The 14,564-nt window shown below is 70.5% G+C and carries 14 protein-coding genes; 11 read left to right on the forward strand and 3 right to left on the reverse strand.

Going from position 1 to position 14,564, the window contains the following annotated elements; translation table 11 throughout:
* Positions 1-42: 42 nt before the first annotated feature.
* The 3 genes from ACSQ4M_RS05310 to ACSQ4M_RS05320 are packed head-to-tail and all read left to right on the forward strand — an operon-like array spanning position 43 to position 2,911.
* Positions 43-834, forward strand: a complete 792-nt coding sequence (locus ACSQ4M_RS05310; protein WP_436188554.1) for a MipA/OmpV family protein — start codon at positions 43-45, stop codon at positions 832-834.
* Positions 835-885: 51 nt separating this feature from the next.
* On the forward strand, positions 886-1,572 hold the full coding sequence (locus tag ACSQ4M_RS05315) for a response regulator transcription factor (protein ID WP_436188555.1): 687 nt from the start codon (positions 886-888) through the stop codon (positions 1,570-1,572).
* Entirely contained in the window at positions 1,550-2,911 is a 1,362-nt protein-coding gene (locus ACSQ4M_RS05320; protein ID WP_436188556.1) for a sensor histidine kinase, read from the forward strand. Before ACSQ4M_RS05315 ends, ACSQ4M_RS05320 begins: the two co-directional genes overlap by 23 nt.
* 2 nt (positions 2,912-2,913) lie before the next feature.
* On the opposite strand, the gene ACSQ4M_RS05325 is transcribed toward ACSQ4M_RS05320, so the two are convergent.
* Both ACSQ4M_RS05325 and ACSQ4M_RS05330 read right to left on the reverse strand, forming a co-directional pair.
* Entirely contained in the window at positions 2,914-4,128 is a 1,215-nt protein-coding gene (locus ACSQ4M_RS05325) for an ABC transporter substrate-binding protein (protein ID WP_436188557.1), read from the reverse strand.
* Between the two features lie 119 nt (positions 4,129-4,247).
* Positions 4,248-5,147: a LysR family transcriptional regulator gene (locus ACSQ4M_RS05330; protein ID WP_436188558.1), complete on the reverse strand. Its 900-nt coding sequence runs from the start codon at positions 5,145-5,147 to the stop codon at positions 4,248-4,250.
* Positions 5,148-5,241: 94 nt separating this feature from the next.
* Between ACSQ4M_RS05330 and ACSQ4M_RS05335 the strand changes: the two genes are divergently transcribed.
* Complete coding sequence (locus tag ACSQ4M_RS05335) at positions 5,242-6,255, forward strand: bile acid:sodium symporter family protein (protein ID WP_436188559.1); 1,014 nt, start codon at positions 5,242-5,244, stop codon at positions 6,253-6,255.
* Here the strand turns inward: ACSQ4M_RS05335 and ACSQ4M_RS05340 are convergent.
* Positions 6,230-7,135 (reverse strand): LysR substrate-binding domain-containing protein, encoded by a 906-nt coding sequence (locus ACSQ4M_RS05340; protein ID WP_056663529.1) that lies wholly within the window; start codon positions 7,133-7,135, stop codon positions 6,230-6,232. The two genes, ACSQ4M_RS05335 and ACSQ4M_RS05340, sit on opposite strands and share 26 nt — an antisense overlap.
* Before the next feature lie 133 nt (positions 7,136-7,268).
* Here ACSQ4M_RS05340 and ACSQ4M_RS05345 point away from each other — a divergent pair, with 133 nt between their 5' ends.
* The 7 genes from ACSQ4M_RS05345 to ACSQ4M_RS05375 are packed head-to-tail and all read left to right on the forward strand — an operon-like array spanning position 7,269 to position 14,408.
* A complete protein-coding gene (locus ACSQ4M_RS05345; RefSeq protein WP_436188560.1) occupies positions 7,269-8,246 on the forward strand; it encodes a Bug family tripartite tricarboxylate transporter substrate binding protein in 978 nt (325 codons plus the stop codon).
* Between the two features lie 8 nt (positions 8,247-8,254).
* Positions 8,255-9,220, forward strand: coding sequence for a Bug family tripartite tricarboxylate transporter substrate binding protein (locus ACSQ4M_RS05350; RefSeq protein WP_436188561.1), 966 nt, complete (start codon positions 8,255-8,257; stop codon positions 9,218-9,220).
* A 25-nt stretch (positions 9,221-9,245) separates the two neighbouring features.
* Positions 9,246-10,397 (forward strand): acyl-CoA dehydrogenase family protein, encoded by a 1,152-nt coding sequence (locus ACSQ4M_RS05355; RefSeq protein ID WP_436188562.1) that lies wholly within the window; start codon positions 9,246-9,248, stop codon positions 10,395-10,397.
* 41 nt (positions 10,398-10,438) lie between these two features.
* Complete coding sequence (locus ACSQ4M_RS05360) at positions 10,439-11,410, forward strand: NAD(P)H-dependent flavin oxidoreductase (protein ID WP_436188563.1); 972 nt, start codon at positions 10,439-10,441, stop codon at positions 11,408-11,410.
* The gene (locus tag ACSQ4M_RS05365) at positions 11,407-12,963 is read left to right on the forward strand and encodes an AMP-binding protein (protein WP_436188564.1); all 1,557 of its coding nucleotides are present in this window, start codon (positions 11,407-11,409) and stop codon (positions 12,961-12,963) included. The genes ACSQ4M_RS05360 and ACSQ4M_RS05365 overlap by 4 nt, the downstream gene beginning before the upstream one ends.
* Before the next feature lie 16 nt (positions 12,964-12,979).
* Positions 12,980-13,969, forward strand: coding sequence for a Bug family tripartite tricarboxylate transporter substrate binding protein (locus ACSQ4M_RS05370; RefSeq protein ID WP_436188565.1), 990 nt, complete (start codon positions 12,980-12,982; stop codon positions 13,967-13,969).
* A 40-nt stretch (positions 13,970-14,009) separates the two neighbouring features.
* Positions 14,010-14,408 (forward strand): RidA family protein, encoded by a 399-nt coding sequence (locus ACSQ4M_RS05375; protein WP_436188566.1) that lies wholly within the window; start codon positions 14,010-14,012, stop codon positions 14,406-14,408.
* The last annotated feature ends 156 nt before the right edge of the window (positions 14,409-14,564 follow it).

Consider the following 14,564-nt stretch of genomic DNA (forward strand, 5'->3'; position numbering starts at 1 on the left):
CGCCTGGAGGAGCATCGCGGCGTCAACCCGATCCGCTCCTCCATGACCCAGAACATCCGCTTCCCATCCCGCACCGCGCTGGCCGCTGCAGCCGGCCTGAGCCTGTTCGGCCACGCCGCCGCCCAGTCCGCCCCCGAAGCCACGCCATCCACACAGTGGGGCCTCGGCCTGGCCGTCGGCGCGGGCCAGCAACCCTACCGCGACGCCGGCAACAAGACCCGCGTGCTGCCGTTGCTCTACGTCGAGAACGCCTGGCTGCACGTCATGGGCACCAGCGCCGACCTCAAGCTGGGCAGCTGGCAGTTCGGCGCCGGCCACACGCTGGCCGTCACCGGCCGCCTCAAGTACGAAGGCGGCGGCTACGAAGACGACGACGCCCCCATCCTGCGCGGCATGGACGAGCGCAAGAACAGCCTGTGGGCCGGCCCCACGCTGCGCTGGAGCACGCCCTATGCGCGCCTGTCCGCCGACTGGACGGCCGACGTCTCCGGCCACAGCAAGGGCAACAAGCTGCAGCTGCAGCTGGACCGGCGCTTCGGCTTCGGCCAGTTCGCGCTGACGCCGCGCATCCAGGCGCAATGGCTGGACAGGAAGTACGTGGACTACTACTACGGCGTGACGGCCGGCGAGGCCCAGGCCGGCCGCCCGCAGTACAGTGGCCGCTCCGCCACCGTGCTCGAGTTCGGCCTGCGCGTGGACTATGCGCTGCGGCCCAAGCAGACCATCTTCCTGGACATCGGCACCAGCGCGCTGCCGGACGAGATCAAGCACAGCCCCCTGGTCGGCCGCTCCAGCGTGACGCGCGCCGCCGTCGGCTATCTGTACCGCTTCTGAGCCAGTGCAGGCCGCCCCGGTGCGCCCTGTGCTGAGACAATCGCGCCGCCCATGAACCGGATCGCGCTGATCGAAGACCATACGCGGCTGGCCGAGCTCGTGCGCCAGGCGCTGGCCAATGCCGGCATCGAGACCGATGTGTTCCACGACATCGGCTCGGCCTGGGCCGTGCTGCAGCAGATGCCCTACGGCGTGGTCGTCATCGACCGCGGTCTGCCGGACGGCGATGGGCTGGCCCTGGTCGCGCGGCTGCGCGCCGCCGGCCGCGCCACACCCTGCCTGATGCTGACCGCGCGTGACGCGCTGCACGACCGCCTCGAAGGCCTGGACGGCGGCGCCGACGACTACCTGACCAAGCCCTTCCCGATGGAGGAGCTGATCGCCCGCGTCCGTGCACTGCTGCGCCGGCCCGCCTTGGTGCAGGCGTTCGCGCCGCGCTTCGGCGACATCTGCGTGGAGCCCGAGCAGGGCGCCATGGTCTGTGCCGGCACCAGCGTCACGCTGCCGCCGGCAGAGCTGCAGATCATGCTGTGCCTGGCGCGCAAGGCCGGGCAGACGGTGCGGCGTTCCGCGCTGGAGGCTGCGGCCTGGGGCGTGTCGGAAGCGGTGACGCCCAATGCGCTGGATGTCGCGCTGCACCGGCTGCGCCGCAAGCTCGCGGCCTGCGGCTCGTGCCTGCAGATCGTCAACCTGCGCGGCCAGGGTTATGCGCTCCATGCCGCTGCGCTGGCCGCGTAGCCTGCGCCGGCGCCTGCTGGCGGTCTACGGCATCAGCATGGGGCTGAGCGTGGTGGTCGTGGGCGGGCTGGCGCTGCTGCTCACCCAGCCGTTCAACGACTACACGCTGCGTTCCGGTGCCGTGCACTTCGCCGAGGAATTGGCCGAGCGCGTCACATTCGGGCCGGATGGGGTGCCGACCGGCTTCGACAAGGAGCAGATCGAAGACTGGCTGCTGACCTCGGTCGCGCGCGAGGTGGCGGTCTGGATCGTCGATGCCGATGGCAAGGCGCTCTACCGTTCCAGCACTGCGGCGGATGCCCTCGTGATCGACAACCGGGTTTTCGCGCCGGGCCTGCGGCAGTTCAGGATCGACCACAGCGGCGTGTCCATGCACGGCGCCACCGTTCCCGTCGAACACCGCGGCCGCATCTGGTACGTCCAGTTCGTTGCCAGCGACCGGCTGGTGTCGGAGCTGCGCGATGCGTTCGGCAAGCCAGCCTTGTTCAAGGGCATGGCGGCGACCGTCGTCGTGTTCCTGGCGCTGCTGCTCGTGACCACGCACCTGGCGCTGCAGCGCATGCTGCTGCCCCTGCGCACCGCTGCCATGGGGGCGCAGCGCATCACGCCCCAGCGGCTGGATGCGCGGCTGCAGGCCGACGGGCTGCCGCAGGAGCTGGCGCCGCTGGTCGACGCCTTCAACCACGCGCTGGACCGCCTGCAGGCAGGCTTTCGGACCCAGCAGGACTTCCTCGCGAACGCCGCCCACGAACTGAAGACGCCGCTGGCGCTGATCCGCGCGCAGATCGAGCTGGCGCCGGCCGAGGGCCGCAATCCCCTGCTGCTGCAGGACGTGGACCGCATGGCCCGGCAGGTGCAGCAGCTGCTGCACCTGGCCGAGGCCAGCGAGCCACGCAACTACCGGATCGACGAGGTCGACGCGCAGGGCATGCTGGCCGAGGCCTGCGACTACATGGACCGGGTGGCCGAGCGCCACGCGGTCCGCCTGGTGCCGCAGGTGGCGGCCGGCGCGCCGTGCTGGCGTGCCGACCGCGGCGCCCTGTTCACCCTGCTCAAGAACCTGCTCGAGAACGCCATCCAGCACAGCCCGCGCGGCGCACGGGTGACCGTGGCGGCGGACGACGCCGGCTTCGTCGTGGCGGACCAGGGTGCCGGCGTGCCCACGGCGCACCTGGCGCGGCTGTTCGACCGCTTCTGGCGCAGCGACGAGCGGCGCGACGAAGGCGCCGGGCTCGGCCTGTCGATCTGCCTGGAGATCGTGCGTGCGCACGGCTGGCACATCGAGGCCCGGCCCGGCCGGGTCGGGCTCGAGATCCACGTGCGCTTCGCAGCGCCGTAGGCTTACTTCAGGCTCTCCACCTTCCCGATCGGCTCCATGTCCACGCCGTTGTAGCGCACCGGCTGCATGGCCGCCACGGCGTGCAGGTCTTCCGCGCTGTTGGCGATCGTCACGCCCGGCAGCAGCAATTCGACCTTGGGGTTCTTGAGGTTGCTGGCGATGTTGCGGATGTTCTCGCGCGTGAGCTTGTCGCCGCACTCGCGCAGCACATGGGCCATGAGCTGGGCCGCCACGTAGCCCGTCACGCCCGAGCTGTTGAGCGGGTCCACGCCGGGCGCGTAGGTCTTGAGCAGCTCCTTGTAGGCCTTCATCTCGGGGTCGTTGTCCCAGGCCTTGGAGCCGGGGTCCTTGTAGTAGGCCAGCGTGATCGCGCCCTTGGCCTTGTCAGCCCCGGCCGGCTCCATGGCCATCTTGACCGAGGCGCCAGCGATGTTCACGTAGCGCTCGGGCGTCCACCCGATCTCTGCGGCCTTGCGCAGGGCCTGGGCCGTGGTGCGCGCCGTGGAGGCCAGCACCAGCACATCGGCGCCCGAGGCCTTGAGCTGCACGATCTGCGAGTCCACCGTCGGGTCGGTCACCTCGAAGGTGGCCTGTGCCACCAGGCTGGCGTTCTTGCCGGCCAGGCCTTCCTGCAGGCCCTTCAGGATCTCGCGGCCCAGGTCGTCGTTCTGCATCAGGATCGCCACCTTGGCACCGGGCTTGTGGGCCGCGATGTGGCTGGCGAACACCTTGCCCTCGCCGCGGTAGCTGCCCAGCATGGGCGTGGTCCAGGGGTACTGCCTGGCGTTGTCGAACTGGCTTGCGCCGCTCTGCAGGAACAGCTGCGGCACCTTCTTGGCGTTCATGTAGCGCTGGATCGCCATGTTGCTGGCCGTGCCCAGGCTGCTGAACCAGGCCAGGATCTGGTCCTGCTCGACCAGGCGGCGCGCCACCTCCACCGTCTTGGGAGGCGAGTACTGGTCGTCGTACATCAGCAGCTTGACCTTGCGGCCGTTGATGCCGCCCTGCGCGTTGAGCCGCGCGAAATAGGCCTCGGCCACCTTGCCGATGATGGAGTAGCCCGAGACGGGGCCCGACAGCGGCATCGGGATGCCGAGCAGGATCTCGGTGTCGCTGGCGCCCGGGTCGTACTGTTTCTGGGCGAAGGCGAGGGGGGCGAGCAGGCTGCCGGCCAGGGCGGTGGCGGACAGCGCCAGCGTGCGGCGGGTGATGCGCATGGAGTCTCCGGTTTGGAATGGTTTTGGCGCGCCCTGCGGCGCGGGCGAGCGCGGACTATGGCGCGCGGCCGGCCTCGGCACCATGGCCGAAGCGATCACGCGCATTGGCGCAATCGATCTCAGTCGCCTGCGCCTTGGCCCGCCACCCGGCGCACGAGGTCCCAGGCCACCTGGGCGACCGGCGCCAACGCGCGGTGCCTGCGCCGCACCAGCACCACGCGGCGCTCCACGCGCGGCACCAGGGGCCGCACAACCAGGCCCGGCAGCCCGGCCGGCGGCAGCGCCAGCGTGGGCACGACAGAGATGCCCAGCCCGGCGTCCAGCATGCGGAAGATGGTGGTCGGGTGGCCGACTTCCTGCGCCACGGGGGCCTGCACGCCGTGCGCGCGCAGCGCCTCGTCGATGAGCCGGCGGCTGCCCGAGGCATGGTCCAGCAGCACCAGCGGCTCGCCGGCCAGCGCGGTCCAGCGCACGCTGCGGCGCCGTGCCAGCGGGTGATCGGCCGGGCAGACCAGGCAGAAGGGCTCGGTCAGGATGGTCTCGGCCTGCAGGTCGGCGCTCTGCGCAGGGTCGATCACCACGCCGAAGTCCACCTCGCCCGCGAGCACGCTGGCCAGCGCATCGTGCTGGATGCGGTCCAGCAGCACCAGCTCCAGGCCCGGATGCTCCAGCCGGCAGCGCGCGATGCAGTTGGGCAGCAGGTTGGCCGACAGCGTGGGGCTGCTGGCCACGCGCACGCGGCCTTGGCGCTGCGTGGCCAGGCCGCGCACGTCCAGCAGCATGGTGTCGAGTTCGTCCAGCACGCGGTCCAGCCGCGCGGCCAGGCTGCGGCCGGCCTCGGTCAGCACCACCTCGCGCGTGGTGCGGTCCAGCAGCTTCAGGCCCAGCTGCTGCTCCAGCTCGGTCACGCAGCGGCTCACGGCCGGCTGGGTCAGGCCGATCTGGTCGCCGGCCCTCGTGAAGCTGGCGTGCGCGGCCACGGCCTGGAACACACGCAACTGGCGCAGGCTGACATTCATGCGGCCGAATCATAAATTCATCAGATCAATCCATTTCTCTTTGGGCACGCGGCGCGGTCCAATCGCGGCATTCCTCTTCTTCCGCGACCCGACCATGGCCCGCTCCCGCCTGCTGCCCGACAACTTCACGCTCTACCTCGTTTCCACGGTCATCCTGGCCAGCCTGCTGCCGGCCTCCGGCCGCGTGGCCCAGGTGCTGGAGGTGGCCACCACCGTGGCCGTGAGCCTGCTGTTCTTCCTGCACGGTGCCAAGCTGTCGCGCCAGGCCATCCTGGCCGGCATCGGCCATTGGCGGCTGCACCTGGTGGTGGTGGCCGCCACCTTCCTGCTGTTCCCGCTGCTGGGCTGGGCGCTCAAGCCCTTGCTGCAGCCGCTGGTCACGCGCGACCTGTACACCGGCATCCTGTACCTGTGTGCGCTGCCGGCCACGGTGCAGTCGGCCATCGCCTTCGTGTCGATGGCGCGCGGCAACATCCCGGCGGCGGTCTGCAGCGCCTCGGCCTCCACGCTGCTGGGCGTGGCCTTCACGCCGCTGGTGGTGGGATTGCTGCTGTCGCAGAACGCCGCCATGGGCGACCCGCTCGACGCGATGGGCCGCATCGGCATGCAGCTGCTGCTGCCCTTCATCGCCGGGCATCTGCTGCGGCCCTGGCTGGCGGGCTTCCTGCAGCGCCGGGCCTCCGTCATGAAGGTGGTGGACCAGGGTTCCATCCTGCTGGTGGTCTACGCGGCCTTCAGCCATGCCGTGATCGACGGCCTGTGGTCGCAGGTGCCGCTGTCTGCGCTGGCCGGCCTGCTGGTGGTCTGCGCCGTGCTGCTGGGCCTGGTGCTGACCATCACCACCTGGAGCGCGCGCCGCATGGGTTTCTCGAAGGAAGACGAGATCACCATCGTCTTCTGCGGCTCCAAGAAGAGCCTGATCAGCGGCGTGCCCATGGCCAATGTGCTGTTCGCGGCCAACGTGGCCGGCGCCATCGTGCTGCCGCTCATGCTGTTCCACCAGATGCAGCTGATGGTGTGTGGGGTGCTGGCGCAGCGCTATGCCAGGCGCGCGCAGGCCGAGGTGCCTGCGGCGGTGGCGGCTACAGCAGCCGGTCCGCGAAGCTGAAATTCGCCAGGTGCCGCACCAGCTCCGCCGCCAACCTGGGCAGCGGCTGGCCGGCACGGTTGACGATCTTGGTCTCGCGCTGGGCCCAGGCGTCGGTGAGCGGCACCAGGGCCAGCTTCATGGTGCGCGCATGGCGCGCGGCCGAGGAGCGCGGCAGGATGCCGATGCCGACGCCGGCCTCGACCAGCAGGCAGATCGACTCGAAGCTCGACACCTGGATGCGGAACTCCAGGTTGCGGCCGATCTGGCGTGCCAGCGGCGGCAGGAAATTGGCCAGGGCGCTGCCTTCGGCCAGCGAGATGTGCGGCTCGTCCAGCGTCTGCACGAAGTCCATGCGCGGCAGCGCCGCCATCGGGTGCCGCGCCGGCACCACCACCACCAGCTCGTCGGCCACGAAGTCGCGCACCTCCAGCCCCTGTGTGTCCACGTTGCCGGCCACCAGGCCGATGTCGGCGTGGGCCTCGTGGATCGCCATCACGATCTCCTGGCTGAGCCGCTCGTGCAGGTCGATGCTGACATCCTTGTGCTGGGCCAGGAAGCTGGCCAGCGCCGAGGGCAGGGCGCTGGTGATCGAGGTGGTGTTGGCCAGCACGCGCACATGGCCCTTGGCGCCCTGGGCGTAGTCGCGCAGGTCGATCTTCAAATGGTCCACCTGCTGCAGCACCTTGCGCGCATGGTGCAGCAGCGCCTCGCCGGCCGGGTTCAGCTCCACGCCCTGGGGCTTGCGGTAGAACAGCTTGGCGCCGATGTTGTCTTCCAGCTGCTTGATGCGCGTGCTGGCCGCGGCCAGCGAGATGCAGGCGCGCTCGGCGCCGCGCCGCAGGTTGGATTCCTCGGCGACGAAGACGAACAGGCGAAGGTCGAACAGGTCGAAGTGCATGGCGTGGGGCCGCGAGCGTACCGCACTGGCGCGAACACCCCCTTTGCCAAAAACTGATGGCCGCCGGGGCGGCGCGGTGCCATCCTCGCCGCTCCGGCACCTGCCCACAACAAGCCCTTCAGGAGACACGACCATGCCGCAACCCTTCCACCGCCCCGTCCGTCGGGGCCTGCTGGCCGGCCTGCTGGGCGCCGCCGCGCTCGCCACCGCACCGGTCTGGGCCCAGCAGCAGCCCGTGCGCCTGGTCGTCGGCTACGCGGCCGGCGGACCGGTGGACACCGCTGCGCGCCAGTTCGCCCAGGTGTTCGGCCGCGAGCTGGGCCGCACGGTGATCGTCGAGAACCGGCCTGGCGTGGCCGGCGCGCTGGGCGGCGAGGCCGTGGCGCGCGCGGCGCCCGACGGCAGCATGCTGTACTTCGGCGCCAGCCCCACGCTGACGATCACGCCGCACGTGATCAAGAGCATGCCGTTCGACACGGTGAAGGACCTGACGCCGCTGTCCCCCGTGCTGACCTACGCCAACGCGCTGGTCATCAACAAGGACCTGCCGATCCAGAACCTCAAGGAGCTGATCGCCTATGCCAAGGCCAACCCCGGCAAGGTTTCCTACGGCTCGGCCGGCATGGGCGCCTCGAACCATCTCTCCGGCGAGTTGTTCGCCAAGCAGAGCGGCATCACGCTGACGCACGTGCCCTACAAGGGCAACGCACCGGCCATGACCGACGTGATCGGCGGCCAGCTGAGCATGATGTTCGACATCGTCAGCACGGCACGCAACTACATCCAGACCAACCGCGTGCGCCCCCTGGCCGTGACCTCGCGCGAGCGCAATGCCTCGCTGCCCGAGGTGCCCACCATGCGCGAGGCCGGCCTGCCGGGCTACGAGGTGATCGGCTGGTACGGCGTGTACGGGCCGGCGCACATGAAGACCGAGCAGGTGGCGCTGGTCAACACCGCCGTCAACCGCACGCTGGCCGACGAGGGCCTGCGCAAGCTCTGGGCCGAGCAGGGCTACGACATGTGGACCGGCGCGCCCGCCGTGCTGGCCGAGCAGCAGCGCAAGGACTTGGAGATGTGGCGCGGCGTGACCAAGGACATCAAGTTCGAATGAGCCCCGCCATGTTCAAGCACACCGTCCCCTGGATCGCCGCGCTCGCGGTTTCCGCGCCCGCCTTCGCACAGGACGCCTGGCCCACCAAGCCCGTCACCATCATCGTGCCGGCCGCGCCCGGCGGCACCACCGACATCGTCACGCGGCTGCTGGCCGATGGCCTGTCGCGCGCCTGGGGCCAGAGCGTGGTGGTCGACAACAAGGCCGGCGCCGCCGGCATCATCGGCACGCAGCAACTGGTGCGCGCCGCGCCCGACGGCTACACGCTGATCATGGGCAACATCGGCCCCAACGCGATCAACTACAGCCTGTACAAGAAGCTGCCGTACAAGGCCAGCGACTTCGCGCCCGTGACGCTGGCCGTCTCGGTGCCCAACGTGCTCGTGGTCAACGCCGAGTCGGGCGTCACCAGCGCCAAGGACCTCATCGCCAGGCTCAAGGCCGAGCCCGCCAAGCATTCCTTCGGCTCCTCGGGCAAGGGCCAGTCGCCGCACCTGTCGGGCGAGATGTTCCTGCAGCGCACCGCTACCCGGGCCGAGCACGTGGCCTACAAGGGCGCCGGCCCGGCCGTGGCCGCGCTGCTGGCCAACCAGTACACCTTCATGGTGGACAACCTGCCCAGCTCGATCGCGCAGATCCAGGGCGGCAAGTTCCGCGCCCTGGCATTGACCGGCGCCACGCGCAGCCCGCAGCTGCCCGACGTGCCCACGATGGCCGAGGCCGGCGTGCCCGACATGGTGGTCACGGCCTGGTTCGGCCTGGTGGCGCCGGCCGGCACGCCGCCGGCCATCGTGCACAAGATCCAGCAGAGCGCCCGCCAGGTGCTGCTGGCGCCCGAGAACGCACAGCGTCTGCGCGCCATGGGCGCCGAGCCCGGCGGCAACACGCCCGAGGAGTTCGCCCGCTTCATCGACGCCGAACGCGCGCGCTGGCACAAGACCGTCGAGGCCGCCGGGCTCTCGATGGACGAATGATTCCTGACCCTTTGATGGACCCGACATGATCCGCGACCCCGAAATCACCCAGGCCTTCCTCGACAGCGTGCGCACGTTCGTCAACGAGCGCCTGATCCCGGCCGAGAACACTGTGGCCGAGACCGACCAGATCCCCGAGGACATCGTCCAGGAGATGAAGGCCATGGGCCTGTTCGGCCTGACCGTGCCCGAGGAGTACGGCGGCCTGGGCGTGACCATGGAAGAAGAGTCGCTGATCATGTTCGAGATGGGCCGTGCCTCGCCGGCCTTCCGTTCGCTGTTCGGCACCACGGTGGGCATCGGCTCGCAGGGCATCCTGATCGACGGCACGCAGGCGCAGAAGGACCATTACCTGCCCAAGCTGGCGAGTGGCGAGCTCACCGCGAGCTTCGCGCTGACCGAGCCCGAGGCCGGCTCGGACGCGGGTTCGCTGCGCACCTCGGCACGGCGCGAAGGGGACCACTACATCGTCAACGGCAGCAAGCGCTTCATCACCAACGCGCCCACGGCCGGCATCTTCACGCTGATGGCGCGCACCGACCCGAACAACAAGGGCTCGGGCGGCGTCTCGGCCTTCATCGTCGACGCCAAGACGCCCGGCATCACGGTCGGCAAGCCCGACAAGAAGATGGGCCAGCGCGGCGCCCACACCGCCGACGTGAACTTCGACAACGTGCGCGTGCCGGCCGAGAACATCATCGGCGGCAAGGAAGGCATGGGCTTCAAGACCGCGATGAAGGTGCTGGAGAAGGGCCGCATCCACATCGCCGCGATCTGCGTGGGCGCGGCCGAGCGCATGCTCGAGGACGCGCTCAAGTACGCCATGGAGCGCCGCCAGTTCGGCCAGCCCATCGCCGAGTTCCAGCTCGTGCAGGCCATGCTGGCCGACAGCAAGATGGAAGCCTATGCCGCGCGCTGCATGGTCATCGACGCCGCACGCCGGCGCGACAACGGCGAGAACGTCTCGACCGAGGCCTCGTGCTGCAAGCTGTTCGCCTCGGAGATCTGCGGCAAGGTGGCCGACCGCGCGGTGCAGATCTTCGGTGGCTCGGGCTATGTGGCCGACCATGGCATCGAGCGCTTCTACCGCGACGTGCGCCTGTTCCGCCTGTACGAAGGCACGAGCCAGATCCAGCAGCTGGTCATCGCGCGCAACATGATCAAGGCCGCGAGCTGATTGCAGCTGCCGGACCACGACAACAACAACGGAGACAAGACATGACCACACAGCCGCTGCGCGCGCTGTTCGCACAGCGGTTGCGCCTGCCGCTGATCGCCGCCCCGATGTTCCGCGTGTCGGGGCTGGACCTGACGCTTGCGGCCTGCCGCGCCGGCGTGGTCGGCTCCTTCCCCACGGTCAACTGCCGCGGCGTGGCCGAGCTGGACCAGTGGCTCACGCGGCTCACGGCTGAACTCGGTCCGCAGGACGCACCGTTCTGCCCCAACCTCATCATGCGGCGCGAAAACCTGCGCGAGGAGCTGGCCTGTTTGCTGCGCCACCGCGTGGAGCTCGTCATCACGAGCGTGGGCGCGCCCGACCCCGTGGTCGCGCCGCTGCACGACATCGGCTGCCGCGTGCTGGCCGACGTGGCCTCGGTGCGCCACGCCGAGAAAGCGATCGCGGCCGGCGTGGACGGCCTGGTGCTGCTGACGGCCGGCGCGGGCGGACAGACCGGCTGGGCCAACGGCCTGGCTTTCGTGCGCGCCGTGCGTGCGTTCTACGACGGGCCCATCGTGCTGGCCGGCGGTGTCTCCGACGGCGCGGCGCTGCTGGCCGCGCAGGTGGCGGGCTGCGACCTGGGCTACATGGGCACCAAGTTCATCGCCACCGACGAGAGCATGGCCGACGACGGCCACAAGCAGATGCTGGTAGACAGCAGGATCGACGACGTGCTGCTCTCGCGCGCGTTCACGGGGCTGGAGACCAACACGCTGATCCCGTCCATCGTGGCCGCGGGCCTGGACCCCAAGGCCCTGCCCACCGACATGACCGCAGAGCGCGCCAACGCGCTGTACGGCAGCGGCGGCGAGACCAGCATCCGGCGCTGGCGCGACATCTGGAGCGCAGGCCACAGCGTCTCGGGCGTGGACCGGCGCGGCAGCGTGGCCGCACTCGTGGAACAGACGGCCGTCGAATACAAGGCCGCGGCGCAGGCCGCCATGGCCTGGCTGCCAGGAGCGGCGCGATGAACGCCGCGCACCAGCACCCCACCTACTGCGGCCTCGTGCTGCGCGCGCTCGCGCGCTTCCCGGACCGCGTGGCTTTCCAGACCGCCGAGCGCCAAGTGCGTTATGCCGAGGCGGCCGATTTCATCGGCCGCACCCAGGCCGTGCTGCAAGCCTGCGGCCTGCAACGCGGCCAGCGCGTGGCGTTGCTCAGCGCCAACCGCTGGGACAGCTGGTGCGCCGGCGTCGCGGCCCAGGCCCTGGGCGCCGTCGTCACCTCGCTGCACCCGCTGGGCGCGCTCGACGCCCACCTCTACCAGCTGGCCGATGCCGAGGCCGCGGTGCTGATCGTCGACGCCCAGGGCTTCGGCGAGCGCGGCGGCGAACTGGCCGCGCGCTGCCCCGGCGTGACCGTGCTCACGCTGGGCCCGGCCGGCTACGGCCGCGACCTGCTGCAGCTGGCCGACGCGCACGGCACGGCGAGCGCGCACGACCTGTCGCGCGCCGACGCCATCGCCACGCTGAACTACACCGGCGGCACCACCGGCCAACCCAAGGGCGTGGTCAAGACCTCGGCCGCCAATGCGCTGATGTCATTGACGGTGATGGCCGAGTTCGAGCTGCCGCGCCGCCCCAGCTTCCTGGCCGTGGCGCCGATCAGCCACGTGACCGGCACCAACGTGCTGCCCGTGCTCCACAAGGGCGGCACCGTGCACCTGCTGGAGCGCTTCGACCCCGAGCGGCTGCTGGCCACCATCGCGCGCGAGCGCATCAACTTCGCGCTGATGGTGCCCACCATGGTCTACGTGCTGCTGGACCATCCGGGCCTGGGCCAGCACGACCTGTCTTCCCTGGAACTGGTGCTGTACGGTGCCTCGCCGATGTCGCCCGCGCGGCTGGGCGAGGCCCTGGAGCGCATCGGCCCGGTGTTTTCGCAGCTCTACGGCCAGTCCGAGTGCTACCCGATCGCCGCCTTGCCCAAGGCCGACCACGACGCCGCGCGCCCGCACCTGCTGGCCGCCTGCGGCTTCGCGAGCGCGGCCTGCGAGGTCGCGCTGCTCGACGACCAGCTGCAGCCCGTGCCGCAAGGCGAGGCCGGCGAGATCTGCGTGCGCGGCGGCATGGTCATGAGCGAGTACTGGCGCCAGCCCGAGCGCACGGCCGAGGCCCTGGCCGGCGGCTGGCTGCACACCGGCGACGTGGCGCGCCGCGACGAAGAAGGGCGGCTGTACATCGTCGACCGCAAGAAGGACATGGTGGTCACGGGCGGCTTCAACGTCTACCCGCGCGAGGTCGAAGATGTGCTGAGCAGCCACCCGGCCGTGGCCCAGGCGGCCGTGATCGGCGTGCCCGACGCCAAGTGGGGCGAGGCGGTGAAGGCCGTGGTCGTGCTGCGGCCGGGCCAGCAGGTCGAGGCCGAGACGCTGATGGCGCTGGTGCGCGAGCGCAAGGGTGCGCTGCACGCGCCCAAGCAGGTCCAGTTCACGGACGCGCTGCCGCAGACAGCGCTGGGCAAGATCGACAAGAAGGCGCTGCGCGCGCAGGAATGGGCCGGCAGCGGCCGCAACGTGGCCTGAGCCACCGGAGACAGACATGAACAAGATCCAAGCGGTGCGCCGCACGCTGTGCGTCGCGCTGGTCGGTGGCTGGGCGCTCGCGTCCGCGCAGACCGCCGATCCCGCACCCGACTTCCCCGGCAAGCCCGTGCGCATCATCGTGAACTCGGGCCCCGGCGTGTCCACCGACATCCTCGCGCGCCAGATCGGCGCGCGCCTGGCCGAGCAGTGGAAGCAGCCCGTGGTCGTGGAGAACAAGCCCGGTGCCAGCGGCACGCTGGGCGCGGACTTCGTGGCCAAGAGCCCGGCCGACGGACACACGCTGCTGATCGGCGTCACCAACCTCGTGCAGACGCAGTTCCTCATGCGTTCGCTGCCCTACGACTTCTCGCGCGACCTCAAGCCCGTGGCGCTGCTCGCACGCGGCCCCAACGCGCTCGTGGTGGCCGCCACCGCACCCGTCAACACATTGGCCGAGTACATCGCGCTCGTGAAGTCGCAGCCCGGCAAGCACGCCTACGGCACCTACGGCAACGGCACCACGGCCCACATCTGGGGCGAGACCTTCCGCCGCCAGGCGGGCCTGGACACCGTGCACGCGCCGTTCAAGAGTTCGGCCCAGATGCTGACCGATGTGACGGGCGGCCAGATCGGTGCGGCCTGGCCCGACCTGGCCTCGGCCATGGGCCTGGTGCAGGGCGGCAAGCTCAAGGTGCTGGCCGTGACGGGCAGCCAGCGCCACCCGAGTCTGCCGCAGGTGCCGACCTTCGCAGAGAGCGGCATCAAGGGCCTGGAGCCCTATGGCTGGTACGGCATCTTCGCGCCGGCCGGCACGCCCGAGAAGGTGGTGCGCAAGCTCTCGGCCGCCTGGGTCGATGCCGTGCACGCCGTGCCCATCCACACGCGCATGGTGGAGATGGGCCTGGTGCCCGCTGGCGACCCCTACGACGCCTTCGCCGCCATGCTGCGCAGCGATACGCCCGTCTGGGGCAAGGCCATCCAGGACGGTGGCATCACGCTGGATTGAGGCTGCGAACATGGCGGCCCACCAATCCCAGGGAGCCGCCATGTCCGACACCATCGACTACTTCGCCCCGGTCCGCGCCAAGACGCCGCCGCTGTCCTCCGCCACGCGCGTGGGCAGCCTGGTATTCGTGTCTGGCACGCCGGGCTACCACGACGACGGCCGCATCGACGAGCACGACTTCGCGGCCCAGTTCGACCAGGCGCTCGCCAACCTGCGCGCCATCCTGGAGCGGGCCGGCAGCAGCCTGCGCGGCATCGCCAAGGCCAACGTGCTGCTCACGCGCGCGCAGGACGTGGCCGAGATGAACGTGCGCTACGCGCAGGCCTTCGGCCCGGCGCCGTTCCCGGCGCGCACCACCTGCGTCGTGGCGGCGCTGCCCGACCCGCGCATGCTGATCGAGATCGAATGCGTGGCCGTGGTGCAGGACGGAGCGGCCTGAGAAGCTGTGAACGAACCGCTCACGCCCACGCGAGGCCCCCCAATGACGAACTTCTCACGTTGCGACCGCTGCTCCCAGGGCCTCGCCCTTCGGGCCGGGGCGCGCCAAGCCACATGCGGGCGTTGCAGTCCTTGCCCGGGCACGAGCCCGGGCGGC

The sequence above is a fragment of the Pseudorhodoferax sp. LjRoot39 genome (assembly GCF_964253035.1).
In the GTDB taxonomy this organism is placed as follows: domain Bacteria; phylum Pseudomonadota; class Gammaproteobacteria; order Burkholderiales; family Burkholderiaceae_C; genus Pseudorhodoferax.